At 46.5% G+C, this 25,886-nt stretch carries 21 protein-coding genes and 1 tRNA gene; 16 read left to right on the forward strand and 6 right to left on the reverse strand.

The window, feature by feature from the left end:
• The first annotated feature begins 72 nt into the window (after positions 1 to 72).
• From AC1RR2_RS03585 to AC1RR2_RS03600, 4 genes are all read left to right on the forward strand, one after another.
• Positions 73 to 555 (forward strand): ClpXP protease specificity-enhancing factor, encoded by a 483-nt coding sequence (locus AC1RR2_RS03585; protein ID WP_493220925.1) that lies wholly within the window; start codon positions 73 to 75, stop codon positions 553 to 555.
• Positions 556 to 624: 69 nt separating this feature from the next.
• Positions 625 to 700: transfer RNA gene (locus tag AC1RR2_RS03590), tRNA-Thr, on the forward strand.
• Positions 701 to 1,008: 308 nt separating this feature from the next.
• On the forward strand, positions 1,009 to 1,401 hold the full coding sequence (locus AC1RR2_RS03595) for a CidA/LrgA family protein (protein ID WP_493220926.1): 393 nt from the start codon (positions 1,009 to 1,011) through the stop codon (positions 1,399 to 1,401).
• A gap of 1 nt (position 1,402) precedes the next feature.
• Positions 1,403 to 2,143, forward strand: coding sequence for an LrgB family protein (locus AC1RR2_RS03600; RefSeq protein WP_493220927.1), 741 nt, complete (start codon positions 1,403 to 1,405; stop codon positions 2,141 to 2,143).
• A gap of 17 nt (positions 2,144 to 2,160) precedes the next feature.
• Here the strand turns inward: AC1RR2_RS03600 and AC1RR2_RS03605 are convergent, their stop codons facing one another.
• Complete coding sequence (locus AC1RR2_RS03605; protein WP_493220928.1) at positions 2,161 to 2,367, reverse strand: heavy-metal-associated domain-containing protein; 207 nt, start codon at positions 2,365 to 2,367, stop codon at positions 2,161 to 2,163.
• A 235-nt stretch (positions 2,368 to 2,602) separates the two neighbouring features.
• Between AC1RR2_RS03605 and AC1RR2_RS03610 the strand changes: the two genes are divergently transcribed.
• The 8 genes from AC1RR2_RS03610 (at position 2,603) to AC1RR2_RS03645 (ending at position 16,212) form a co-directional block, all read left to right on the forward strand.
• On the forward strand, positions 2,603 to 4,999 hold the full coding sequence (locus AC1RR2_RS03610) for a heavy metal translocating P-type ATPase (RefSeq protein ID WP_493220929.1): 2,397 nt from the start codon (positions 2,603 to 2,605) through the stop codon (positions 4,997 to 4,999).
• A 304-nt stretch (positions 5,000 to 5,303) separates the two neighbouring features.
• The gene (locus AC1RR2_RS03615) at positions 5,304 to 6,491 is read left to right on the forward strand and encodes a hybrid sensor histidine kinase/response regulator (RefSeq protein WP_493220930.1); all 1,188 of its coding nucleotides are present in this window, start codon (positions 5,304 to 5,306) and stop codon (positions 6,489 to 6,491) included.
• A complete protein-coding gene (locus tag AC1RR2_RS03620; protein WP_493220931.1) occupies positions 6,488 to 7,129 on the forward strand; it encodes a response regulator transcription factor in 642 nt (213 codons plus the stop codon). Before AC1RR2_RS03615 ends, AC1RR2_RS03620 begins: the two co-directional genes overlap by 4 nt.
• Before the next feature lie 120 nt (positions 7,130 to 7,249).
• The gene (locus AC1RR2_RS03625; protein ID WP_493220932.1) at positions 7,250 to 7,630 is read left to right on the forward strand and encodes a response regulator transcription factor; all 381 of its coding nucleotides are present in this window, start codon (positions 7,250 to 7,252) and stop codon (positions 7,628 to 7,630) included.
• Between the two features lie 190 nt (positions 7,631 to 7,820).
• Positions 7,821 to 8,339, forward strand: a complete 519-nt coding sequence (locus AC1RR2_RS03630) for a chemotaxis protein CheW (protein ID WP_493220933.1) — start codon at positions 7,821 to 7,823, stop codon at positions 8,337 to 8,339.
• Positions 8,340 to 8,439: 100 nt separating this feature from the next.
• Complete coding sequence (locus tag AC1RR2_RS03635) at positions 8,440 to 10,143, forward strand: methyl-accepting chemotaxis protein (protein ID WP_493220934.1); 1,704 nt, start codon at positions 8,440 to 8,442, stop codon at positions 10,141 to 10,143.
• 578 nt (positions 10,144 to 10,721) lie between these two features.
• Entirely contained in the window at positions 10,722 to 12,425 is a 1,704-nt protein-coding gene (locus AC1RR2_RS03640; RefSeq protein WP_493220935.1) for a methyl-accepting chemotaxis protein, read from the forward strand.
• 139 nt (positions 12,426 to 12,564) lie between these two features.
• Positions 12,565 to 16,212, forward strand: coding sequence for an ATP-binding protein (locus AC1RR2_RS03645; RefSeq protein WP_493220936.1), 3,648 nt, complete (start codon positions 12,565 to 12,567; stop codon positions 16,210 to 16,212).
• A 174-nt stretch (positions 16,213 to 16,386) separates the two neighbouring features.
• Here the strand turns inward: AC1RR2_RS03645 and AC1RR2_RS03650 are convergent, their stop codons facing one another.
• The 3 genes from AC1RR2_RS03650 to AC1RR2_RS03660 form a co-directional block, all read right to left on the reverse strand.
• A complete protein-coding gene (locus tag AC1RR2_RS03650; RefSeq protein ID WP_493220937.1) occupies positions 16,387 to 16,671 on the reverse strand; it encodes a PsiF family protein in 285 nt (94 codons plus the stop codon).
• 150 nt (positions 16,672 to 16,821) lie between these two features.
• The gene (locus AC1RR2_RS03655; protein ID WP_493220938.1) at positions 16,822 to 17,673 is read right to left on the reverse strand and encodes a transporter substrate-binding domain-containing protein; all 852 of its coding nucleotides are present in this window, start codon (positions 17,671 to 17,673) and stop codon (positions 16,822 to 16,824) included.
• Between the two features lie 194 nt (positions 17,674 to 17,867).
• Positions 17,868 to 18,488: a DUF938 domain-containing protein gene (locus tag AC1RR2_RS03660; RefSeq protein WP_493220939.1), complete on the reverse strand. Its 621-nt coding sequence runs from the start codon at positions 18,486 to 18,488 to the stop codon at positions 17,868 to 17,870.
• Positions 18,489 to 18,759: 271 nt separating this feature from the next.
• Here AC1RR2_RS03660 and AC1RR2_RS03665 point away from each other — a divergent pair, with 271 nt between their 5' ends.
• Positions 18,760 to 21,273 carry a TonB-dependent receptor plug domain-containing protein gene (locus tag AC1RR2_RS03665; protein ID WP_493220940.1) on the forward strand — a complete coding sequence of 838 codons (2,514 nt, stop codon included), beginning with the start codon at positions 18,760 to 18,762 and terminating at the stop codon, positions 21,271 to 21,273.
• 103 nt (positions 21,274 to 21,376) lie between these two features.
• Here AC1RR2_RS03665 and AC1RR2_RS03670 read toward each other — a convergent pair whose 3' ends face one another.
• On the reverse strand, positions 21,377 to 22,693 hold the full coding sequence (locus AC1RR2_RS03670; protein WP_493220941.1) for a hypothetical protein: 1,317 nt from the start codon (positions 22,691 to 22,693) through the stop codon (positions 21,377 to 21,379).
• A 246-nt stretch (positions 22,694 to 22,939) separates the two neighbouring features.
• On the opposite strand from AC1RR2_RS03670, the gene AC1RR2_RS03675 reads away from it, so the two are divergent.
• Positions 22,940 to 23,272 carry an ArsR/SmtB family transcription factor gene (locus AC1RR2_RS03675; RefSeq protein WP_493220942.1) on the forward strand — a complete coding sequence of 111 codons (333 nt, stop codon included), beginning with the start codon at positions 22,940 to 22,942 and terminating at the stop codon, positions 23,270 to 23,272.
• Between the two features lie 68 nt (positions 23,273 to 23,340).
• On the forward strand, positions 23,341 to 23,772 hold the full coding sequence (gene arsC / locus AC1RR2_RS03680; RefSeq protein WP_493220943.1) for an arsenate reductase (glutaredoxin): 432 nt from the start codon (positions 23,341 to 23,343) through the stop codon (positions 23,770 to 23,772).
• Between the two features lie 305 nt (positions 23,773 to 24,077).
• On the opposite strand, the gene AC1RR2_RS03685 is transcribed toward arsC, so the two are convergent.
• Positions 24,078 to 24,587 carry a YciI family protein gene (locus tag AC1RR2_RS03685; protein WP_493220944.1) on the reverse strand — a complete coding sequence of 170 codons (510 nt, stop codon included), beginning with the start codon at positions 24,585 to 24,587 and terminating at the stop codon, positions 24,078 to 24,080.
• A gap of 470 nt (positions 24,588 to 25,057) precedes the next feature.
• Here AC1RR2_RS03685 and AC1RR2_RS03690 point away from each other — a divergent pair, with 470 nt between their 5' ends.
• Positions 25,058 to 25,837: a type 2 periplasmic-binding domain-containing protein gene (locus tag AC1RR2_RS03690; RefSeq protein WP_493220945.1), complete on the forward strand. Its 780-nt coding sequence runs from the start codon at positions 25,058 to 25,060 to the stop codon at positions 25,835 to 25,837.
• The last annotated feature ends 49 nt before the right edge of the window (positions 25,838 to 25,886 follow it).

The raw sequence follows: 25,886 nt of genomic DNA on the forward strand, positions 1-25,886 counted from the left end.
GCATGATCTTCCTTGGTGTTCGTCATGCTGGATACTTGAAATGAATTTTTACTTGAAAGTACTGCCAAGCTCATGTCAGAAATCTCAACAAAACCTTATTTAATACGCGCTATTTATGAGTGGTGCACGGATAACGGCTTTACGCCTTATATCTCGGTCAAGGTTAACGCGGCGGTGCAAGTTCCTATGGAGTTTGTGCGCAAAGGAGAGATTGTATTAAACATTGCTTTCACCGCGACCAGCGGTTTGACTATGGACAATGAGGCGGTCAAGTTCAAGGCACGTTTTGGCGGTGTTTCGCGTGACATCTATGTTCCCATCGCCAATGTACAGGCAATCTTTGCCAGTGAAAATGGACAGGGCATGGTGTTTGACCAAGTCGAATTCGAAGATGAGCCTTTGCCGTCAATGACTGCAGAACCGGCCAAGCCTGTTTTAGGACTGGCATCGGTTTCAGTGCGTGAAGCCGAGGCGCCGGCAGCTACCGAAAAAACAGAGCTTGAAGAAAAAAATCAAAAAAAATCAGAAAAGCCTTCCCTAAAAATCATAAAGTAGTCTATAATTTTGTTCTTCAAGATTCGTTGCAAAACAAAACGGATTGCAAATAGTCTTGAAACGATTTTCGCCGGTTTAGCTCACTTGGTAGAGCAGTTGACTTGTAATCATCAGGTAGCCAGTTCGATTCCGGCAACCGGCACCAGTAGTACTAAGGGCTCACAGAAATGTGAGCCCTTTTTTATTGTGTAAAACTAAATGTAGTTTGAGTTTAAAAACGAAATTCATCGTTTTATACAGTCTCTATTGCGAGGCTAAGTTGAGCCGCAAAATGCTATTTGCCCCAATTCCCACAAATAAATCCTAACAGTGCCTAGCTTTAGGCTTGTTGATCTGCAATTCCTCGGATACGCTCAAATATTCCTCGAAAATACTGCGCCCGTCCTGAAGTTAAAGTTCCAAAGTGTCGGTGTCATCGAGCCTTGTCTGCCTTTCATATTTTGACTGACTACTATGCTTTACACACTTGCCGTCTTAATGATTTTTCAGTGCCTCGGTGAAGCGCTGGCGTACTTATTAAAGTGGAATATCCCGGGGCCCGTGCTAGGGATGTTATTACTATTTGTTGCCTTGCTTATCTCGCCGCGTCTGATGGAAAAAATAGAGGAGTCTAGTCATCAAGTGCTGAAGCATATGTCACTTTTCTTCATTCCTGCGGGTGTCGGGATCATGGTGTCTGCCAGCGGTATTGCACAGCATTGGCTGGCCTTGGTGCTCGCGGTAGTGATTAGCACTCTACTGACTTTGGCCGTGACAGCCTTCAGTATGCGGTTTTTGATGGGATCACAGGGCAGTCATGCCAATTCAGTGCAGGACCAGGCTGCACCATCCGAGGCGGATAAATAATATGCACTATGTTCCTGAATTGAGCCTGGTCTGGACGTATGTAATGCACTCGCCCTTGGTGGCGATAGCTTTGACTCTATCGGCCTATCTATGTGCGTTGTGGATATCAGCACGATTCAATTTTTCACCTTTGGCCAATCCTGTTGTGATCGCCGTATTGATGGTGATTTTGGTCTTGAGTACATCAGGTATTTCTTATGCAGAATATTTTTCTGCCGCGCAGCCTATACATCTGATGTTGGGACCTGTGACGGTTGCATTAGCCATACCGCTGGCACGTCAGTTGCCACGATTGCGCCGCAGTTTTTTGCCAATAAGTGTGGGCCTTGTGCTGGGGTCGCTTACCGCAATCACCTCGGCCGTTTTGATTACGATTTGGATGCATGGTTCTTACGAACTTGCGCTTTCGATCGGGCCAAAGTCGGCGACTACGCCTATCGCCATGGGTATCGCTGAAAAGATCGGTGGCATTCCTTCGATCGCAGCAGCGATCGTGATTTTAACGGGAGCATTTGGTGCTCTGGTTGCGCGCTATTTATTTAACTGGATGCGTATTAGCTCACCGGAGATCCGTGGTTTCGCATTGGGTCTGGCGGCACATGGCATTGGTACTGCGCGAGCATTTCAAGTGAGTAAAGAGATTGGTACTTTTGCGGGTTTGGGTATGGGACTAAATGGTATTCTGACAGCGCTAATGGCACCGACTCTGGTGCCATTGATTGTGAATTACTTCTTTCGCTAAATCCACGTATTTTGCACTTACTCTGAGCTCACTAAGACCGGGCTATAGCCCGCTTCACGGATAACTTTTTCTAATGCTGTTGCATTGTGACTTGATTGTATGCTCAGCGTATGAGTGCTCAGATCTACAGAGATTAGCGCCTGCGCGTCAAGTTCCTTAATTGCAGTGCTGATATTCGCTTCGCAATGTTTGCAGGTCATATCTTGAACTTGAAATTGCGGCATAGTGTTGCTCCTGATTTTTCGATTATGGCCATTGTAGAGTTTTTTTGCGCCTCGATAGGTAGCGATAGTAAATCTTTTGCGTTTGCTCATTGTTTAGCAGATTAGCGGAAGATTTGCGGCAGGTTCTCTTGACCTTCCCATGATGATAAGCTGTACTGTGGTGTCAACCTCCGATCTTAGTATACTGTCACAGCCAAGTTTTCTTCCCTTTTCGTTAGAAAAAATCGAGCAAAATATGAATACCAAAATGAGTCTAAAAATTGAAGGAATGAGCTGTGCATCGTGCGTGGCGCGGGTTGAAAAGGCTTTGTCCGCTGTCCCTAGCGTGCTGAATGCTAGCGTGAATTTGGCCACCGAAAAAGCGAGTATCGAAACTGAAGTGGGCGTGAGTGTAGACAGTTTGATAGCCGCAGTGGAAAAAGCAGGTTATCAGGTAGCGACTAAAAATGTGGTGCTGAACATCGTTGATATGACCTGCGCTTCGTGTGTAGGACGGGTTGAAAAAGCTTTGCGAGCAGTGCCTGGCGTCATCACTGTTAGCGTGAATCTGGCGACTGAAAAAGCACAGGTGAAAATGCAAATAGAGAGTGATATTCAGCACTTGTTGGCAGCTAGCAAGAAGGCAGGTTACTTGGCTCAGGTGGCGCAAGATGGCGTGGGTATGACGCAAGTTAAAACAAGTCAGGGAAATGCTCAGGGCTGGCGAGTTGTATGCGCGGCCGCTTTGAGTCTGCCATTGATGGCACCAATGTTGTTGGCTTTATTTGGAATCGAATTGATGATTCCCGGCTGGGTACAGCTGCTGCTGGCGACACCTGTGCAATTCTGGTTAGGCGCACGCTTTTATAGGGCGGCTTGGAATGCAGTGCGCTCAGGTAGCGGTAATATGGATTTGTTGGTGGCAATCGGCACCAGTTCAGCTTATGGTTTGTCGCTGTTTTTGCTGTTTGAACAAAACGCTCATATTGCCCATGGCATGAGCCATTTGTACTTCGAATCTTCCGCCGTTGTTATTACCTTAGTTTTACTAGGTAAATACTTGGAAGCGCGCGCCAAGCATCAGACCGTACAGGCACTACGTGCTTTAGAAGCTTTGCGTCCGACCACGGCATTCGTGCGGCGTGCTGGTATTGATTGCGAAGTGCCAGTTTCGCAAGTAGGTTTGGGTGAGCTTGTTATCGTGCGTCCCGGCGATAGAGTGGCAGTTGATGCCGAGATAGTGGAAGGGAGTAGTCATCTTGATGAATCCTTATTGACTGGCGAGAGTCTGCCTGTGAGTAAGCATGAGGGTGATATGGCGATTGCGGGCTCTATCAATGCTGATGGACTATTGTTGGTCAGAGCCACAGCGATCGGTGGCGCCACCATGCTCTCGCAAATTATTCGATTGGTGGAAGATGCACAGGCGGTTAAGGCCCCAATACAAGCCTTGGTCGACAGAGTAAGTGCCGTTTTTGTGCCGGTCGTGCTCGCTATTTCCGTACTGACCTTAGTGGCGTGGGGTGTGTTCACCGGAGATTGGCAGGCTGCTTTACTCAATGCGGTCGCGGTGCAAGTAATTGCCTGTCCTTGTGCCTTGGGTTTAGCAACGCCGACCGCGATTATGGTAGGGACTGGCGTGGCGGCGAAATATGGCATTTTAATTAAAGATGCCTATGCCTTAGAAATCGCCCATGGATTAACGGCGATTGCATTTGATAAAACGGGAACCTTGACCGAAGGTAAACCCGCGCTGGTGAAAGTGATTAGCCGCGACTACACAGAGGTACAAATACTGGAATGGGCAGCCGCTGTGCAGCAACATAGTCAACATCCATTAGCGCGGGCGGTGCTGCAGAAGGCCGCACAGCTTGGTGTCGTTTGCCCGCAAGTGAGTGATGCCAAAGCAATACCTGGACATGGCGTACAAGCGAGCTTAAATGAGGTCACGATTTACCTAGGGAATTTAACTTGGATGCAAGCGCTCGGCATTAATACAGAGAGCCTGGATGAGGCCGTGCAGCTGGAGCAGCATGCAGGGCGATCGGTTTCTTGCCTGGCTTTGCAAAGCAATGGACAACAGGATGCAGTGCAATTAGCAGCTGTGCTGAGTTTTGGTGATAGCGTGAAAGCAAAGTCGCGTGAAGCAGTAGCGCGCTTGCAGGCGCTCGGTGTCAAATCGATTATGCTGAGTGGCGATAATTATGGCAGCGCCAATGCGGTGGCCATGGTGCTTGGGATTACCGATGTCAGAGCGGAAGTCCTGCCCGCGCATAAAGCGAATGTGGTACGTGAATTGCAGCAAGCAGGCTATCGAGTTGGCATGGTTGGAGATGGCATCAATGATGCCCCGGCATTGGCGGCGGCGGATGTCGGAATTGCGATGTCCACCGGCACCGATGTCGCCATGCATACGGCTGGTATCACCTTAATGCGTGGCGATCCGGTTTTGGTGGCAGAGGCAATTTCGATTTCGAAAAGAACTTATCGCAAAATTCGTCAAAATCTGGGCTGGGCTTTTATCTACAATATTGTGGGCATTCCACTTGCTGCATTCGGCTACTTAAATCCCATGATCGCTGGTGCGGCGATGGCACTTTCTAGTGTTAGTGTGGTGTCGAATGCTTTATTGCTGCGGAGTTGGAAACCCTAAGCGTGACATGCTAGTTGGTCTGAGCATGAACGCATCGCTACTGCCAATTTGTGACAGCCGAACTACAATTGAATGGCCAGAATGCCCTGTGCTTAATGAATTGTCCGCAGCCAATACATCTTGAGATGTGTTGAATTCTTGGATAAGCCCGATAGAGATACCTCATCGTTTGTGACAGTTTGTAGCAAGTGTTGTTAATTTGCTGGGTAGGTTTACTTCCAGCTTGCAACTTCGACTTGCTAGATTATGATGATGATCAATATTGAGACGAAAGAATTTCAGCTATGCAACAGGACAAGCAACAATGAACGAAGGCAATTTACTAATTGTTGATGATAATCCCAATAATTTGCAGATATTGCATCAGATCTTGGCAGAGGCTGGTTACAAAGTCAGACCCGCACTTTCAGGTGACATCGCGCTCAAGGCCATAGAGGCCGCTATGCCAGATCTCATCCTGTTGGATGTGCGGATGGCCGGTATGGACGGCTATCAAGTTTGTAAAATATTGAAAGCCAATCCAAAAACTGAAGGCATACCGGTAATCTTTATCAGTGCATTGCAGGAAGTGCAAGATAAGTTAAATGCCTTCCAAGCGGGTGGGGTGGACTATGTATCCAAACCCTTTCAAGAAGAAGAAGTTTTAGCCAGAGTGAAGACCCATTTGCAAATACATCATTTGCAAAAATATCTAGCCTATCAAAATCAATACCTGAATGAATTAGTCGAAATAAAAGCGGCACAACTTGCTACTGCAGAGCGTGAGGCGAGCAATCGACTTGACCAAATTGCCCACTTGAATCGCAGCATTACTTCGTCGATTTTTTCGTCAGCGATTGCACATGATTTACGTCAACCTTTGGCGGCGATTTTAAGTAATGCCGAAGCAGCAGAATTATTTCTGCAACAAGAGACACTTCCATTGCAAGTATTGAAGGACATCATGGCCGACATACGCCGTGATAACCAACGTGCCTCGCAGATTATTGATCGTATGCGACGAATGTTAAACAAGGGCGAGAGTCAGATTGTTCTCTGTAGTTTCAATAACATCGTTGAAGAGGTTTTGAGTTTCTTATCGGTGGAGGCAAAGCAGCGCAAGATTAGCATAGTCGCGGACCTGGATTGCTCGGTCTTTTTGGTCAAAGTGGATGCGATCCAAATTCAGCAAGTGATCGTGAATATGGTGTTAAACAGTATGGATGCCATCGCCGATTTACAAGATGAACAGCGTCGTATTCTGATTACGACCCGACCCAGCGGCGACAATGTCGAATTTGTCGTGGAAGACCGCGGCGTAGGATTTGGCGATAATTCAAGCCGTGTATTTGAATCATTTTTTACGACGAAACAACAAGGCATGGGGATGGGACTGGCGATCAGTGCCTCATTGATTCATGCACACCAAGGACAAATCGGCGCCCATAATAATCCGGGAGGTGGTGCTATCGTATTCTTCAAACTACCTCTGCAAAGCATGGAGTCGGAATGAAGGACTTCGCCGCGGCAATGCCGCAACGGGTGTATATCGTTGACGATGACGCCTCATTACGCACGGCGCTGGCACGCTTGCTCAGCGCATCAGGTTATAGCGTCGTTTTGTTTGAATCCGCCACACAATTTTTGCAACAGTTGCAGGCGACATCGCTTGAGCCAGGATGTATTTTGCTGGACATTAATTTGCCAGGCTTAAATGGCATGCAGTTACATGAAAAATTGATACAACAAGCGAATCGTATGCCAGTCATTTATTTGACAGGCGAAGGCAATATCGCGATGAGTGTACGTGCGATCAAAGACGGTGCCGAAGATTTTTTGACTAAGCCGGTAGAAAAAGAAGCCTTGTTGACGGCTATTGCCAACGCTCTGCAAAGATTCCAGGCGAACGACTCTCAATATCAATACCTGCAAGATATCCAGCGACGTGCTAATTCACTGACCGCGCGGGAAAAGGAAGTGTTTGACCTCGTCATTTTAGGGTTGCTGAACAAACAAATCGCCTTTCAGTTGGGCAATGCCGAACGCACAGTCAAAGCGCATCGCCACTGCATCATGGAGAAAATGCAAGTCAATTCTTTGGCCGAGTTGGTGTTGATGGCGTCGCAACTTGGATTGCTCGATAAAAAATAAATAGGCGTCTTAATTGCGGCGATATGCACTAAAGTGCAGGTTACAAAATTTTTGATAGTGGTTATAGTTTCTTTACGGGAGTTTCTCCACTGCGAGAGAGTTCTTAGTGGAGAAAAGGATATGCCAAATATTAATCAAGTGATCGCTGTGATAGAGAACGATGTCAGTCTCTTGAAGGCGATTGGGCGCCTCATATTTGCGATTGGCTATGAAGTAGAAACCTATGTCTCTGCCGAACTTTATCTAGATCGAATAAATAGCAAGCCAGTTGATTGTCTCTTGTTAGATATCAATTTAGATGGCATGTCAGGATTAGAGCTGCAGAAAATCTTACGTGGCCGTCAATTACATTATCCAATTATTTTTATCTCAGGCCGTGATGATGAGCAGACCATAGGTCAAGCCATCGATCAGCACTGCGCCGCTTACTTGCATAAGCCTTTTGATTCTTATGCACTGCAATCGATACTGGCAAATTTACTCGGCGAGCCGCGCGCTTAGTCACTAGTAAACCGATTTAAATTCCCCATCCATCCATCCGATCAAGTCGACGGCTAGGCTTCGCTCAGGCCTGTCATCTAGCTTAGGTTTCTTCTATAGATAATGTTGCTACATAGCACTAAAGTGCAAGTTACAGATCGAACTAACTTGATTACAGTGTCCTCCAGAATTTGTTAAATGGAGGATCATCATGTCAGATCAAGTCATCGAACTCAATCAATTAGCTGGGCAGAAACAAGAAGCTCGTGCATCAGCTAGCTTGCGCCAGTTTCTCGCCTTTACTTTGGGTAGTGAGGAATATGGATTGGATTTGTTACAGGTTCAAGAACTACGCGAGTACGAGAAAGTAACGCAGATAGCGAATGCACCGGCCTTTCTAAAAGGGGTGATCAATTTACGCGGCATCATCGTACCGATTATGGATATGCGCATCAAACTGGGTTTTCCTGACGTCAGCTACACGGAAATGACGGTGGTGATTATCTTAAATGTTCGTGGGCGCACCGTGGGTATGGTCGTTGATAGCGTATCGGATGTCATTAATTTGAGCCAGGAACATATGAAACCAGCGCCAGAAATGGGCACCGCTGTCGATGCAGATTACCTGATCGGCCTCGGTACGGTTGATGAACGGATGATTATTCTGGTTGATATCGATCGCATGCTGTCAAGTAAAGATATCGGGCTATTGGCAGATGCGGCAGCTTAAATATTGATAAGCAACGAAGTTATAGACAGGCGCCGAGAATGAGCTGGTCAGCATAAATGACAGTAAGTACTGGGTGAAATAGAAAATTGGGAGAATACCGATGTTAAGAAATACCATGATTAAATCACGCCTAATCTTCGTGATTGGATTTTTATCTGTGCTGATGATAGTCATTGGTGTATTAGGATTAACTAGCCTGGCGAATGTGAATGATTCGCTACGCAGCGTCTACGAAGATCGCTTAATTGCGATGGGCCAGCTCGATAGTGTGATACGTGGCTTAAATCGCAATCAACTTGCGATTGCACGTGCAATTACTGGTGATCCAGCAAATATCGCCGCAGCTGTGGAAGAAGTAGAAACGGGCAAAGCCGATGTTTCGAAAGTGTGGGATGCTTATATGGCAACCTTCCTTACACCGGAAGAAAAGAAACTGGCCGAAAAATTTAGCCTTGCCAGAAAAACCTTTATAGAACAAGGTTTGAATCTCGCGCAAGCCGCATTACGCAAGCAGGATACGGCCTTGGCAACGGAGATTTTGCATAAAAAGATGGAGCCCTTGTTTAAAGATGTTCGTAGCTCGGTGGGTGAACTGATTAGTTTGCAAATGAATGAAGGGAAGAAGGAATACGAGGCAGCTCAGAAAAATTACAACACCGTTCGCACTGTCTCAATCGTCGTTATTCTACTCGGTGTGATCTCAGGCATTGCGGTTGGTATTTGGTTAGTGCGAGGCATTTCAGGACCCTTAAATTATGCAGTAGAAATTGCGCAAGGTATCGCTGCGGGTGATCTCACGCAAGAGATTACAGTCGAATCACGAAACGAAACGGGTCAATTGTTAGAGGCACTCAAAGACATGAACCGTAGTCTGGTGCAAACCGTATCCGAGGTTCGCATCAGTACCGACACTATCGCCACCGCCTCGAGTGAAATTGCAGCGGGCAATTTGGATTTGTCTTCGCGCACGGAAGAGCAAGCTGCGAGTTTGGAGGAAACCGCCTCGTCGATGGAAGAGTTGACTAGCACAGTCAAGCAAAATGCCGATAACGCGAGACAAGCCAATCAAATGGTGGTGTCTGCTTCAGATTATGCGGTCAAAGGTGGCCAGGTGGTGGCACAAGTGGTTGATACTATGGGCTCGATTAAAGAGAGCTCACGCAAAATTGTCGACATTATCGGTGTCATCGATGGCATCGCTTTCCAAACCAATATCCTGGCTTTAAATGCAGCGGTTGAAGCGGCGCGTGCCGGTGAGCAAGGTCGCGGTTTTGCCGTGGTCGCGTCCGAAGTACGCAGTCTGGCACAACGCTCAGCGGCAGCCGCGAAAGAAATTAAGGGATTGATCGGTGACTCGGTCGAAAAAGTGGATGCTGGTGGTCGCTTAGTGGATGAGACTGGCGAGACCATGAATCAAATCGTGACAGCGGTAAAACAAGTCGCCGACATCATGAGTGAAATCGCCGCTGCCAGCGCAGAGCAAAGTTCAGGTATAGAACAAGTGAATATTGCGATCACGCAAATGGATGAAGTCACTCAACAAAATGCCGCTTTGGTAGAAGAGGCCGCAGCAGCCTCATCGAGCATGCAAGATCAGGCTGCCAATTTGGCCGCCACGGTTGCCGTCTTTAAACTGACAAATACGGCGCAAGCTCAGTATGGATCGCACAGCACCGTTAAACGACCCCAGTTGAAAACAGCGCCAGTCAGTGTCAGGACAATTTCAAAAGCGAAACCTGTAGCAAGCAATGCTAAAGCGATCGCCAATAGTTCAGTACAAGACACTGATTGGGAAGAGTTTTGATTGGTTTGTGAGTAGTTAGGCTGATTGGTATAGTTGCCTGGATTTTGCTGATTGATCCAGGCTAAAAAATAGTTCTTTGCGACAAAATCCTCGTCTCCATCATCGTTTTTTTAAAAGCCATTTATTCCCGAATGTTTGGGGGGGTGAATGGTTTTTTTTCAACCGGTGCGCACTATTTGAGTGCATTTCTTCCATCTGAGCTTAGAAAAAAAGCGGGAATACAGAATAGTGTTGCATATAGGCACATCGAGCTTGAAATTCTTTCTCCTGATTTCATAGCACTTGGCTATAGGCGTAAGATTACTGACAGGTAGACATAATTTGTGTTTGTTTTTAGTCTGACTGCAGAATGGAAAGCGTCACTCTTTATCGTCGAGTTACATGAGCATGATTTCCTTTTTTGCCCAAGCTTCATCATAAGCTGCCCCTGAAAACAGCAGCTACACATAGCACCAAAGTGCAGGTTACAAAACTGGCAAATGCAACTACAGTCAACTGTGAAGTTGCTTAGTTTCATCTTGAATATTCTAAATGTGCTTAGTTCAGCATGTTAAGTATTGTCACCCCGGAGAGATATCATGTTAAAGAATACAATGATCAAATCGCGGCTTATCTTTGTGATTGGCTTTTTAGCGCTATTGATGATCTTGATTGGCGTCTTAGGCATAACGAGTTTGAGCACAGTCAATCAGTCTTTGAAAACAGTTTATGAAGATAGATTAATTGCGGTTGGTCAGTTAGATAGCGTGATACGCGGCATCAATCGTAATCAACTGGCGATCGCGAAAGCGATTACCGGTGACCCGGCTAACATAGCGAAAACCCTGGATGAAGTTGAAAAGAACAAAGCCGAAGTGACTAAGGTCTGGGAGGCTTACTCAGCAACCTACATGACACCGGAAGAAAAACAATTAGCTGCGAAATTTGCAGCTGCCCGCAAGCTGTTTGTTGAGCAGGGCTTAAGTAAAGCAGAAGACGCACTGCGTGCGCAAAATATTCCTTTGGCGACCGAGCTCTTGCAAGGAAAAATGGATCACCTGTATCAAGATGTGCGTCTGCCTATGTCGGATTTGATTAAGTTGCAATTAGATGTGGGCAAGCAAGAGTTCGAAGCCTCGCAAGCGAAATACAGTAGCGTGCGTATGATGTCGATAGCGATGGTTTTACTCGGATTAGGCGCCGGCTTTGTTGTGGGCATGTGGTTGGTGAAGAGTATTTCAGCCCCCTTAAATTATGCGGTAGAGATAGCACAAGGTATTGCTGGTGGTGATTTGACCCAAGACATCGAGGTCGATTCTGATAATGAGACCGGACAATTACTGGCCGCGCTTAAGCAGATGAATGCGAGCCTGGTTAATACGGTGTCCGAGGTTCGCATCAGTACCGACACCATCGCCACCGCCTCGAGTGAAATTGCAGCGGGCAATTTGGATCTGTCTTCGCGCACGGAAGAGCAAGCTGCGAGTTTGGAAGAAACCGCCTCGTCGATGGAAGAGTTGACCAGCACAGTCAAACAAAATGCCGATAACGCGAGACAAGCCAATCAAATGGTGGTGTCTGCTTCAGATTATGCGGTCAAAGGTGGTCAGGTCGTGGCACAAGTGGTTGATACTATGGGCTCGATTAAAGAGAGCTCACGCAAAATTGTCGACATTATCGGTGTCATCGATGGCATCGCTTTCCAAACCAATATCCTGGCTTTAAATGCAGCGGTTGAAGCGGCGCGTGCCGGTGAGCAAGGCCGCGGTTTTGCCGTGGTCGCCTCCGAAGTTCGCAGTCTGGCACAACGCTCAGCGGCAGCTGCGAAAGAAATTAAGGGATTGATCGGTGACTCAGTCGAAAAAGTGGATGCCGGTGGTCGCTTAGTGGATGAGACAGGCGCGACCATGAATCAAATCGTGACAGCGGTAAAACAAGTCGCCGACATCATGAGTGAAATCGCCGCTGCCAGCGCCGAGCAAAGTTCGGGTATAGAACAAGTGAATATTGCGATCACGCAAATGGATGAAGTCACTCAACAAAATGCCGCTTTGGTAGAAGAGGCCGCAGCAGCCTCATCGAGTATGCAAGATCAGGCCGCCAATTTGGCGAGAACGGTGGCTGTCTTTAAAATTGCTCAGGGTACCCAAAGCTTTGGTAGCAGCATGTCTGCACCAAGCCGGGCGGCGCCAGCGCGTCCGACTATGCCTAAATCAGCTCCGCGTGCAATCGCGAATAAAGCGGCTAGTAACAAGAATACCAAGAGCGGTGGCGCTGCCGACGCTGATTGGGAAGAGTTCTAAGGCTGGCGATACGCCGATAAATTGTAATCTAATGCACTTCTTGGTTTTGACATCTGAAAGATGGATGCAAGCTCGAAGTGCATTTTTTTTGTGATCTATTCGGTAGAATAGTGCAAGCTCAATACCACATGGGACGCCTATGACACGATCTGGCCAAACAGCGCTTAGACCAGGATTAACCACGATTTTTTGGATAGCCAATTGCCTGTTTGCGCTGGTGCTGGTGCTAGTGCTGTGGGTAAGTTACCGGCAGCATTTAGAAAATGCCCGGGCACAGACTGATAACGTCACCTTGACGCTAGATTACAGTGTGTCTGGTATGCTCAGTCAGGTCGATCTTTCACTGATTGCGATGGTGAATAAGTTGGAGGACTCCTTACTTCGAGATCAGTTGACGGAGACCGCGGCCGATGCCCTGATGGCGCGTATGGTGGAACAAGTTCCTAGTATTAGTCGCATAGGGTTTTCTGATGTGAATGGACGTGCCAGATCGTATGCTTTATCGGGCAGCGGCATCGCACCTTTGAATATAGCTGACCGCGAATATTTCTTAACTTTACAAGCCAACCCTCATTTGGGTTTAGTCAGATCCAAACCGACCACAGGGCGGGTATCGGGGCGCCTAGTAATCGTGTTCGCGCGGGCATATCGGGATGCCGAAAGCAAGTTTGCAGGTGTCGTGTTTGCCAGCGTTGAATTAAGTAAATTCTTGGATCTGTTTTCGGCACTGCAATTGGGAAAACATTCTACTGTCACCTTGGTGTCGGATAAGGATTATTTGAATCTGGTACGTTATCCAGTCGCCAGTGATCCTAACATCAGTGGTAAGCGCCTTTCTGTGCAAGCATTTATTGACAAGATGGAAGAGAATAATTCCCCTGTCAATATGATAGAAACCTCTAAGGCTGATAATGTTGAACGTATTTACACGTTAAGGCATTTGCGTATCTATCCGTACTGGCTAGGTGTGGGTTTGGGTTTGCAAGAGACCTTAACGCCTTGGTATAAGCAAGTCGTTTTGGCCTGTATTGTCATGTTGATTTTTGCCTTGTTGACCGGTGCCGCAGCCACACGTGTACATGCAGATTGGAGGCGTCGCGAAGAGACGTTATTTGTCCTAAAAAATACCTTGGAGGCCACCGAAAACGGGATTTTGGTTACCAGTGATCAAGGGCTAGGTGTACATGCCAATCAACGGTTTTCACAGATATGGGGAATCCCACCCGATATTGTGATCGATGGCAATCAAAAGGCAATGCGCAATGCAGTGAAGGAGCAACTGATTGATCCTGAGGGTTTTGTGAACCAGATTGAGCGTCTGTATTTGCACCCGGAAGAGGTCTTAATTGATCAATTGCAATTCAAAGATGGTAGGGTTATCGAGCGCGTTGTAAGACCCATGATGATGAATGAGAAACCGACTGGTCGGGTCTGGAGTTTCTTGGATATTACCGAACGTAAGCATATCGACGATCTGCTGAATTTTATCGCTCAGCGCGTCTGGACCGGGCAGCACATGGATTTCCTCCCCGCGCTGGCTCAGCATCTGGGCAAGATGTTGGATTTGCATTACGTGTTTATAGGAAAATTGGGATCTGATGCCACGATGGTGGAGACGGTGACAGCCTATGCTCATGGCCAGATACTCGCCAATTTTTCGTACGCCTTAGACGACACGCCATGTCAGTTTGTACTTCAGCGGAAAGACGGAAGCTATCCGCAGGCAGTGCAACAGCACTTTCCTAAATCTTCGCTGTTAGCTGGCATACGGGCGGAAGCTTATATCGGCGTGCCACTACAGGATTCACATGGAACAACCATAGGCTTGATCGCTGTATTGCACGAACAAAGTCTGCAACACACGGAACATATTCGAGCTGTCTTACAATTGGTTGGCAATGCCGCTGGTGCGGAACTTGAGCGCCAACGAGAAGAGCGGAACTTACGTAGAGAACGTGATCGTGCGCAGAATTATTTAGATACCGTGGAGGCGATGATAGTCGCTTTAGATAAAGAGGCGAATGTCATTCAATTGAACCGTAAAGGTAGCCAGGTATTGGGTTGGCAGGAGGCGCAGTTGTTGGGTAAAAATTGGTTTGAGCTGTGCCGGCCAGTTGCGCTTGCTGGGGAGCAGGCAAGAATGGATTTTGCCAGGATGATGCGTGGTGACATTACCCACCTTGGATACTATGAAAATCAAATTGTCACACATACAGGTGAAGTAAGGGATATCGCCTGGCATTCCTCACTATTACGTGATGACCATGGTGAGGTAATTGGTGTATTAAAAGCCGGTGAAGATATTACCGAGCGTAAACGGCGTGATATTGAGTTGGATGGCTATCGTCATAGGTTAGAAGATCTGGTGGAAGTTCGCACCCATCAGTTGGCGAAAACCAAAGAAGAAGCGGAGGCCGCGAATCGTGCTAAAAGCGTATTTTTAGCTAACATGAGTCATGAACTTCGTACGCCACTCAATGCTATTTTGGGATTTGCTCGATTACTCGATCGTGATCCCGGTATCGCCGAGGATAGCAGGCGCAACCTCGCTACCATCAATAATGCAGGCCAACATTTGTTAGCGTTGATTAATGATGTGTTGGAAATTTCACGTATAGAAACAGGCTATGGCGACAGCAAAGTAACGACCTTTGATTTGCCTGCTGTGCTAGCTGAAGTCAGTGACATGATACGTTTAAAAGCACAGCAAAAATCTTTGTCGTTTCAGTCCTATTTGCCTGAAGACTTGCCGCGTTTTGTACAAGGTGACGAGCAACACTTGCGGCAGATTTTGCTGAATCTTTTGGGAAATGCGGTGAAATATACAGAACACGGCGGTGTCAGTATGCGGGTGCAAGCGAATGATGATCACTATTGTTTCTCCGTCAGTGATACGGGCCCGGGCATCTCCAATGATGACCTGGATCACTTATTTCAACCGTTTTATCAGACCGAAGTGGGCATTAATAAAGGCGAAGGTACAGGCTTGGGTTTGGTCATCAGTCGTGAGTGCGCACGCTTGATGGGGGCTAAATTGGATGTGGAGAGTCAATTAGGGCTAGGTAGTACATTTATTCTCAGTGTGCCCCTGACGCGCGTCAGTGACTTTAGTCCGGCGACAGTGAGCGCGCCACGCCAAATCATAGGTTTAGAACAAGATCCTAAACAGCTCAGGATTTTGGTGGTTGACGATAAAGACGATAATCGTGAACTGGTACGTCAAGTCTTGCAATTGATTGGTATCGAGGCACAAACCGCGGACAATGGACAGAGCGCGGTGCAGATATTTACACAATGGCAGCCACAACTGATCTGGATGGATATGCGCATGCCTGTGATGGATGGTTATGAGGCGACCAGACTGATACGGCAGCTGCCTGGCGGTAAAGAGGTAAAGATAGTCGCTCTGACCGCAAGTGCCTTTGAGGAAGACCGGCAAGCCATACTGGATGCAGGATGTGATCAGATGTTGAGAAAGCCAGTAGATCAAGATTTATTGTTCGAGGTCATGGGTGGCTTATTGGATTTACGTTACCAGTATGCGCAAATGTTGGCTGATGAGAAGCTTGAATATGAGTTTGATTTGTCGCCCTTATCTGATGAGCTTTTGCTGCAATTACAAAACGCAGCAGAACAACTTGACCTGGAATTGACTTGTACCGCGATTAGGAAGATTGTTGACTTGCACGGTGTCAGTGTGGCGGATAAGCTGATGCAGATGCTGAACGACTATCGCTTTGACCTGATTACAACTGCATGCGAGGAAGCGCGATCTAAACAGAAATAATCGCGCTATTACGAAAATTTGCTTGTTGCTCGACGGGTTTTTGTCTGCCACTTACAAAACAAATTCGCCCGAAACTATTTAGCTTGTTTCGGGCGAATGCAAGAGATGACTAGATGCGATCACGGCTCCAATGCGAGCCCTTTTTGTCTTGTGACTATAAATTCATGCCTTGCTTTATTTCTTTAAGCATGTAGACATAAATTTCTTGCGCTCATCTCCTTTCATGCCTTTAGCGTCAGCATTACAGGATTTCATTTTTTCCTGCTGTGGCGTCATCTTTTTTTCTTCGCTGGCTGCTGGTTTGGCTGATAAACATTCTTTCATAAAGGCTTTGCGCTCATCGCCTTTCTTACCAGTGGCGTCTTTATTGCAAGAAGTCATTTTGGATTGTTGTGCGGTCGTTGCGTGTACCATCACTGCGGGACAGATAAGAGCGAGGGCGAGAACCAGTTTTTTCATGCTGAACTCCAAATTAAGGGAATGGGGGGACTGCTAACTTAATATAAAAGAGATGTACCAAGAATTCAATTTAACTTATATGAAAAATTGTAAAATTTTATCGCTATTTAGGCTCTTTCATTTGGGCTCGAAAGAGCAAGTTTGAACGGCTCAGTAAACCCCAGCAGCGTTCATCAATTGCTTGTACTCGGGTGTAGCGCGTACTTGACGTATCATATTCCAGATGGCCAGAATGCGAGCTGGATCCCGTGCATAAGTTTGTTGGTTGATAGGCAGATACATAGGTAAATAAAGAAAGTGAGGTGTGATGCTCAGGATCTTTTGCCTGTAGTTTGAATCAAGCTTAACCAGATTTTCGGCGTCTGCGCCCTGCAAGATAGCGACTTCAGCTTTGCCTGAGGCGAGTAGCTGCAAGGCTTCGTGAATAGTGCGGACTTCCCGGACTTGAAATCCTTTTTGTTGCAAGATGTTGGCAACCAGATAGGCGCGCTGAACTAGGACAGGCTGGTTCACATTGATCAGATTTTTGCCATCCCAGCTTACTTTGCTGCCATTGCGGATGTAGACGCGGGCATGATCTTCATTCAATGCGGCGCTACTGTCATCGGAACCATCAGGATTGCTGGGAAATAGGGCGAATTGCCGACGTTCGGCGGACACCGCTGAACCAAAAACACCATCTTGTACGCCGGTTTTTAATTCATCCAAGCAGCGTTTCCAGGGTTTGGCGGAAAACTCAAATTTTTCACCTAACTGTAGTGCTACTCGCTTTAGTAATTCAATATTTAAGCCCGTGCCGTCAGGCATAGTCCATGGCGCTTGCGGCGTATCTTCGAAGCATAATTTTAAAGGCGTTACAGTTTGTGCTGAACTGGTATGCCATGCCAACAAAATCAAGCCAAACAACAATGCGACGGTGATGTTTTTTATCGACTTGTACAGGGCGCTCAAGTGCGTTGAACCTCGCCATAGCGTGCTTGTCTGCGGCATAGTTGGTATCATTTTCTGTCCTGTGATTTTTGCGCTGTGGAGCCCAATTTACACTGAAAATAGCTTATTCGTGATTACTTTGCCTGTATCAAATATTAAACAGATACGCCGGTGAACATCGCAAGCGTATTGAATTGTGGCGTCATAACTTGGATCAATCATAGAGTGCAAGATAGATAGTTGCAATTAAAACTAAAGCGAAACGATCAAGCAGCCACTTTGGAAAATATCAAAAGACGATTATTGGCGGGCATGGCAATATCTGCCGTCAGTTGCATATGCGTTTTTGTTGCTAACTGACGCATGTCGGCGATATCGCGAATGCCACGGTGCGGCATTTGCAATCGAAGCGAGGCGTCAAAAGCCTGGTTGCTGCTACTGGTGAATTGACCGTCGTAATTGAATGGGCCATAAATAGCAAATATGCCATCCGAACGCAGTATCCGAGATACGCCCCGAAACATATGCTCGACCTCAGGCCATGCCATGATGTGACAGGTATTGGCGCTAAAGGCCGCATCAAATTCCTGTGTGGGCCATGCTGATAGGGCGACATCTAAATGGGTTGGTGGCAGTAGGTTTTTTCCTTCATAAGTCGCAAGCCAGGCCAGAATGCTAGGGTGATTTTCTGCTCTATCGCTGGTGTGCCAAGTAATATGCGGTAAGTGTCGAGCAAAAAAGACGGCATGCTGACCTGTGCCACTGCCGATTTCCAAGACCGTTCTAGAGGACTTAAAAAATACAGTCAACTGTTCCAAGATTGGCGCCTGATTTCTGGCACATGCGGGCGAGAATAACTGCTGCGGATTACTTGTTGTGTTGGACATTATTGGCTAAGTTGATTGTAAAATTGTTTATATGATTTATGGCATCGGTTTCAAACATGCTGTACTAGGTGAGTTTGCAGACCAGCTATTGTCGCTCTATTTGTGTGCGTATTTCAGCTAGTTAGCGATATACCTCAATTTACTGTTGTATCTAAGTGGCGTTAATTGACTTCAAATTTTCTTAATGTCATGATGGATTCACGTTCTCGCACGTCTGCACACCCCATTTCTGTTTTTTCACTTCGTGAGATTTTTTGTTTGGAGGTCTTCAATGCAGCACTTCAGTCCTAAAAAACCAGTTCTCGCTATCGCAATTTCTTCTTTGTTTATCGCGCCTTTCACGCTAGTACAAAGCTCTCACGCGCAAGCAGTTAATCAGACAAAAACGGATGAGAAGCCAGTCGCTGTGATCGTGACAGGCACACGCATGCCCAATCGATCTGCAACCGATACTTCTGCACCTATCGATGTGATTTCTGGGGAATCACTGAAAAATATGGGGGTGAGTGAAATCAATCAAGCGCTGTCGGTCGCTTTGCCTTCCTTGAACTTCCCTCGCCCCGGTTTGACCGATGGTACGGATACGATACGCCCGGCGACTTTACGCGGATTGGGGCCGGATCAGACCTTGGTGTTAGTGAATTCCAAGCGACGCCATTCTTCGGCATTGGTGAATGTCAATGGCACAGTTGGACGTGGTGCTGCCGCGGTCGATTTAAATACCATACCTACCGCGATCGTCAAAAATATCGAAGTGCTGCGTGATGGCGCTTCTGCGCAATATGGGTCGGACGCTTTATCGGGCGTTATTAACTTGCGCTTGCGTCAGGATAGAGATGGTGGTGAAGTGACGGCGAGTTATGGGGAACGGATTACAGAATACGATTACCTACCAGGTACGACGCCAACTGGCGCAAGCTGGACCGCACCGGGTACCTCGCGCAGTCGGCATGATGGCAATACTGCTACCGTCAGTTTGTGGAAGGGCTTATCTTTTGGTGAGACTGGCTTTGTCACTGTCGCAGCAGAATTTAAAGATCAAAAAAATACAGAGCGTGCTGGTTGGGATTTCCGTCAGCAATACCCTTTAATTAATGGTGCATTCGACCCTAAAGAAAAAACAGCGAATCGATTTAACGCCTGGTATGGTGAACCGGATCTAAATCAATCGTCGGTGTTCGTCAACGCGGGTGAAACGATAGGTGATGGCGTTAAATTGTATGCGTGGTCTAGTTACCAAAGACGCGACGCCTTATCAGCGGGCTTCTTCCGTCGTCCTTTACAAGATCAAAATATCATTAGCGTTTATCCCGATGGTTTTTTGCCCAAGATAGCACCTCAGGTCGATGACTATAGTGCGACAGGAGGAGTGAGTTGGACGGCGGGCATGTGGGATATGGATGCTTCTTTAGGTTACGGCAAAAATAAAATGCAGTTCACGATTAAGGACACGATTAATCGTTCGATTGGTCCTTCCAGTAAAAAGCAATTCTTTGCCGGTGGCTTTGCATATGATCAATTGGTATTCAACTTATCCGCGGTGCGCAGTTTTACTATGCCAGAATTGGCAGGACCATTAAGTTTTGCGACAGGCTTTGAAGCACGTCGTGAAGGATATAGCTTGTTCGCTGGCGAGCCAGATTCGTACCGTTTTGGTGGCGAAAAACTAAGTAGTGGTCTGCCGACGGCACCCGGTGCCCAAGTCTTCCCCGGTTTCACCCCAGCCAATGCGTCGAATAATAATCGTAGCGCAATTGGTGCGTATATTGATTTGGAAACCAATTTCACCAAAGAGTGGCAAGCATCGGCAGCGATACGCGCTGAACACTACTCCGATTTCGGTAGCAATGTGACCGGAAAATTCGCGACACGCTATGATTTCAATAAAGAATTTGGCTTGCGTGGCTCAGTCCAAAACGGCTTCAGAGCGCCTTCGCCACAACAGCAATTCTTCACTTCTACAGCCACGAATTTTATCAATGGCGTACCGTTCGAAATCACGACCTTTAAACCCACTGATCCTGCCGCTGTCGCTTTGGGGGCAAAACCACTGGATGCAGAAAAATCCTTTAATCAATCTTTCGGGGCGGTATTTAGCTTTGGTAAGTTAGGGGTCACCGTCGATGCCTATCGTATTCAATTAAGTAATCGCATCGTTTTATCTGAAAATCTAACTGCCACCAATGTCCGTAATTATTTGACGGCGCAAGGCTTCATAGGCGTCGGTGGTGGGCGTTTTTTTATTAATGGTGTAGACACGACAACCAAGGGTGTCGATATCGTTTCTAACTGGCCCTTGTTGACCGAATCTGCCGGCCGATTTGATTTTACTTTGGCGGGAAATTTTACAAAAACGGAGGTTACCAAAGTACCGCAGACGGCGCAGCTAGCAGCATTGACGCCAGCTCCGGTGTTGTTTGACAGAATTAATGTTTTGTCTTTGGAGCGAGGACAGCCACGGAATAAAATCAATGCCAGCGTCGATTGGAAATTAGGTGATTACGCTTCCACTGTGCGTGCGACTCGTTATGGTGAAGTCTTAGATCCGGGAACAACGGCGGCACTGGATCAAGTCTTGTCACCGAAAACTTTGGTGGATATCGAGTTTCGTTATCAACTCAGTAAAAAGTTCAAGGTCGCTGTTGGTGCCGACAATGTGTTTGATGTCTACGCCGATCCGCGCTTGCCCGCTTTGAATACCACGGGCGCTACTTCATTTTCTAATTTCTCACCATTTGGTCGCTCCGGCCGTTTTGTTTATATGCGTGTAAGTTATAGTTTGTAAATATGGCATCGGCTTGGATGTCGCAGCGTATAAGGGATCAAATTGAGGTGAATTTTTTCGTCCAATTTGATCCCTTGCTGTATCTGTTTATTTCGCATATTCCTTAGACTGGATAGACGGGAGCAAAGCCGCCACCGTTGGTACGAAAATTGGTGGTCTGGCCTTGGTAGAGGCGCGCGGCCAGCCATTGTAGTTTGCCCGCATAAGTATAAGCCCGTAAATCAAATTTCATTTTTCCTTCGCCGTCGATATTCGATAAACAGCGTTCTCCGGGAGTAATCAAGGTCTGCGCCACGTAGTCTCCGGCCAGAATTTCTTGCCATACTCTTGTCGTCAATTTGTCTCCGCGATAGGCGGCTCGACTACCAAAACCGGTGCAGGGTTTAAAGAAAAATTGACGTCGATTTTTCCACAAAAAGTCGGCTTTTTCTGCGCTGACTAATTCTGTATGCGGCACATATTTCAGTAATAGATGTTGGATTTCTGATGGCACGCCCAAGGCTTCTAACTCCTGATGACTACTGAAGATCACCAAATTACTTTTATCGGCATACAAAGCATGAGCCTGCGGATGCGGCGTCATCACGATGGCATCGCTCAAATACGCTTGATGTAAGTGTTGGTGCTGAGCTTGTTCCAGATAAAAATCGGTCAGGCGGTTGTAAATCATATCGATGGGCTTACCTCGATAATTGACGATACCATTTTCAAAAAACAATTGATCCGGATTGCAAATCACTGCGTCGATATCATGCTTTTTGAATAAATTTTGAAAGAGTAAGAACTCTGGGTAAAGATATTGAGCACTTACATTTTCATCCACGATTGCAATGCGTTTTAAACGCGACGGTTTTCCACTAAGCTGCCACTCTTGTTGAAACATAGCGATAATGTCGGTCTCGAAATGACTAATTTGCGTGCCCGACATGAGTGTCTGCTGCACCGCTTCACAACAAGCGCGTTGGGCTCTGGCCAACATCGCATTGAGCATTGCGCCACCCGCATTGGTGTTGATTTCTATCAGACCTAATTCTTCTTGATTGACATGGAAATCGTAACCAAAGAAAACGCCACGCACATGACGGGTATTATGCCTGGCAATCGCGGGTGCATTTTTCAATACATGAGCGCGATAGCTGGGTAAGGCAACTATGCTCTCGATTCCGCGTATCAGTTGTTGAATTTCAGTGATTCTTTGTCTATCAATAAAAACCGGATGTGCTGCAAATAGATGAGGGCAACGTTCTTGCACTAATTGATACACGGTGTCATCACCGACTTCTTTGCGAAACGCCAATGCTAGCGCCTCATGATCCAAGCTAATGCAGAAACAATGCGAATTGAGTTCGCTGTGATTATTTTTGAAGTTGTCGCAAGTAGTGGGTTTGCTTATGTCTTTTGCTGATATCTGGGGATACATTTTCAATTCCTGAAAAAATCTTTACTTCTATATTTCCATTATTATAGAATTATGACGAATAAATGCAATGTGAGATCTGCCTAAGAGTGATTTGAAAGGCCTTGCTTTGCCAACACTTTAAATTTTCAGTTAAGAAAGCGATGAACAAGCGTCACCGCACACAATGCACCTCATTATTTTGCGCTAAGTTGCTCCGCTAGCTTTGATGCAAGTCAATAGACCCTAATGAGAAGATAGAAGAGAATTATGGAGACTAAACAGGTAATCAGAGCCTTGACTGCGATTGCTCAGGAATCACGCCTGGCAGTTTTCCGTTTGCTGATACAAACCGGAAAAGAGGGTATGAAGGCTAGCAAAATTGCGGAACGTTTGATGATTCCTGCATCGTCTTTGTCGTTTCATTTAAAAGAATTGAGTCACGCAAATTTGATCACGGCGCAACCAGAAGGACGCTACATTACTTACCGTGCCAATTACGAGGTGATGAACGCCTTACTGGGTTTCTTAACTGAGAATTGCTGCAGCGGTGCAACTTGTAATGACCATCAAAAGATCGAAAAAAAAGACCTTAAGCCATAAGCGTATATCAATGCACTGTAGCTGCGGCTGGATTTATCCCATTCTCGTTTCATCACTATAGGAATACCATGACAATCACGATTTATCACAATTCCAAATGCGGCACGTCACGCAATACCTTGGCGCTCATTCGGAATACCGGTGAAGAACCCGAAGTTATTGAGTATCTCGTCCAAGTGCCCTGTAAATCACGCTTGAAAGAATTAATCGCAGCGATGGATCTGCCTGTGCGTGAGGTAATGCGTCAGAAAGAAAAAATATATGAAGAACTGCAGTTGGCTGATGCCAAATGGAGTGACGAGGCCTTGATCGACTTCATGTTGCAACATCCGATTTTGATTAATCGACCTATTGTCGTGACTGAATTGGGCGTGCGTCTATGCAGGCCTTCTGAACTTGTGCTCGATCTTTTAGCTGCGCCGCAACTAGGCGCTTTTAGCAAAGAAGATGGAGAGCAAGTGATTGATGCTGCCGGTTTGCGGGTGACGGCTAAGGCATAATTTTTGATGTAAATCGAAGTTGAAAAGAAGTCTTCTTAGATTTTTTTTCGACACAAAAAAGGGGAAGCTACGTTGTATTGCCCGTCAGTTATGCGAACAAGTGCTTAGTTATGCTTCAAAACCCATCAACGCCGCGACGCCGCGACGCAGAGTCGCCGAGGAGCGCAGAGAAAAGCGAAGATTTTACTGGGTTTCGCTGCGTATCTCCGCGTCTCGGCGTTGAGATGTTCTCATCTTCGTCTTAACTGAACGAGGACATACGTCGCGTCATATATCCCTTTTTTTATACCCGTGGAAGCTTCTGTTTATGGATTTTTCTCGCTTAAGGTCTCATGTACGCGTCCCACATCCATTAAGGCGGCTGAACCATACCACTTGTGATATTCGGCTATCATCTCACCTTTGATGATCACTGGATCGGTCGCTGTCAATTGTTTGGCCTCTTCAATATCTTTGACCGCGAATATAAATAGACCTCGCCAACCATCTACGCCATCAAATGGACCGGCTAAAGCCAGCTTCCCTTCCGCTGCGAGCCGTTTCATATTGGCAAAATGGCCGGCAAACATCTCGTCGCGTTCTTTGCCAGCAGCCACTTTATTCGGGCCGGTTTTCAGTACCACCAAAACATAACTACGCATACCTCGCTGATCAGCGCCCATACGTTTGGCCGCATCTGCATCGTACTTGGGGTTGGTTGCGGGTGAGTTCGATTGCGCCATACATGTAGCGTTGATAAGGGTGAAGCTCATCAAGAGAAAACTAAGCAATTTCATTAATGAAGCTAAGGCTGATTGTGGTTTTAAATAGTGCATGTGGTGCTCCTTGATAGTGTGAGTCGATTCAAGAATTGCTTTTTTTCTCCGCTCGTTAGTATAGGATATGCCATGATGTTCTCCTATATTTTGTCGGAGCAGCGATGCAAATCCTTGGTCAGATTAATGGAATGGCTTATGGTTTGAATATGTTATTTATTTAATCTGTCGTTTATCTCCGACAGCTATGATGATGGACTTCTATAAATTACTTTTTTTCGATTGCCGGGCATAGGCATCCGGAAAATTTAAGCGCAAAATGATTTAATTACTGCAGCCTACTTTCGGTGAGCCCGCATCAAAAGCGCCACGCTTGGGATTTTTACTAAGCGTGACTTTTTGTGAGTCAAGAGTGATGCCGGATTGAATTGTCTCCTTCCATCAAGCGACTTTTTATGTACGACAGCATACAATTGGGTAAGCAGCATAAGCATAAAGCTCTTCGGTTGATCTTAATACCAGTGATGCTTTTGTGCGCGCAAAATGTTTATGCAAGATGTTCTCGTCCCATCCAGGTTCCTGTATCGGCTTACAGCTATACCGTGGTGGTAAAAGGGAATCAATTTTCAGGCATACTACCTGAAGTACTGAGCGCGATAGAAGCGAAGAGCAACTGTAAATTCGTATATACGCTAGTACCCAAAAATCGCCAGGAAATCTTATTCGAGACTGGGCAATCAGATTTATTAGTCAGCGCTGTGAAAACGACGCGTCGCGATAAGTTTGGTACTTTTTTTCCTTTTGTACAGTTACGCGCAGCCTTGATTTCTATTGATGGCCAATTTCCGCCGCTACACAGTGCCAAAGATATTATTGCGCGTTCAGAGATGAAATTGGTGGTGGTTCGGGCTTATGATTACGGCCCGGCTTACCTGTCTATTGTTGATGAAATGAGTAAGTTGGGTCGAGTTATCGTCGAGCCTGATCCGATTTCTGTAGCCAAGCTTATCAGGAGTAATCCTAAGTACGTCACCATCATGGCGCCCACTATTTTTTCTGGTATTGTGCAATCCGAGCCCGTACTGGGAAACCTGAATGGAAAAATTCGTTTTGAAAAATTGGACGAACTACAGTGGACTGATAGTGGCGTCTATATTTCAAAAATGTCGCTGAGTGCGATTGATCAGGCCTACTTGAAAACGCAATTCGATAAGCATGCCAATATGGATAGTATTTGGAGATCCTACCTTAATTACTATCCGCCCGAAGTAATCAAGATAGGTATACGCCCGCGTGAGAACGGACATTAAAATTTTGCCGATGGGACTTCGAGTATGTTCTGCTTTTTTGCCACCTGAA

It is taken from the genome of Undibacterium sp. GW821-FHT11H02, from assembly GCF_058808015.1.